Here is a 636-nt window from a genome sequence, read left to right on the forward strand (position 1 = left end):
TAGCAACCCGCAGTGGTATAACGTCATGACGTGCCAGCAAATACCGATGATACGCGCAAATCAACTCTATAGGCTCCAGTTCCGTGCAAAAACGTCGGCTGCAAAGGGAAGTAGGCCGCTTATCGTTACCGTCATGAACTCGGGTCCCCCTTATGACAACTTCGGCTTGAACGAAACCGTCACGTTGTCATCGGCATGGCAACCGTATGAAATGATATTCAGTGGACGCCCCAGTGACACGACCCGATCCGTGATCTGGTTCATGATGGGCGGTGAAACAGGAGATGTCTTCCTGGATGACGTTCGTCTTGAAGGCGTGGACAATCCAGGAGTGTTGCCCAATGAACAACTGGCGGCCTCCACGGTACAGCGACACGGCTATTGGGACCAGTGGCCGTCACCACAACGTTGGGCGGATCTCATGACGTTCTATCGTAGCCGGTTGGACGGGCTGTTTTCTGGTGTTCGGCGCCTTGTTCGAGACACGTTGCAGAGCCAAGTGTTGCTCTCCCCGTCTTTGCGTGGTTACGGTTATTTTGACGTCTTGCTGGCACCCGACTACGACGTGTATGCCTCGGCAGACTTCCCAAGCATAGAGAACAGCTATCTGTTCCAGCAGTATGGCGGATCGTTTTG

1 protein-coding gene is annotated in these 636 nt (G+C 53.8%); it reads left to right on the top strand.

The features are described 5' to 3' along the window. Positions 1–166: 166 nt before the first annotated feature. Positions 167–636 (top strand): hypothetical protein (locus ACLD7X_RS17815; protein ID WP_411425025.1); only part of this gene is annotated, 470 nt, incomplete at its 3' end.

Origin of the sequence: Aphanothece microscopica RSMan92, assembly GCF_046613545.2 — a bacterium.
GTDB lineage: Bacteria > Cyanobacteriota > Cyanobacteriia > PCC-6307 > Cyanobiaceae > NIES-981.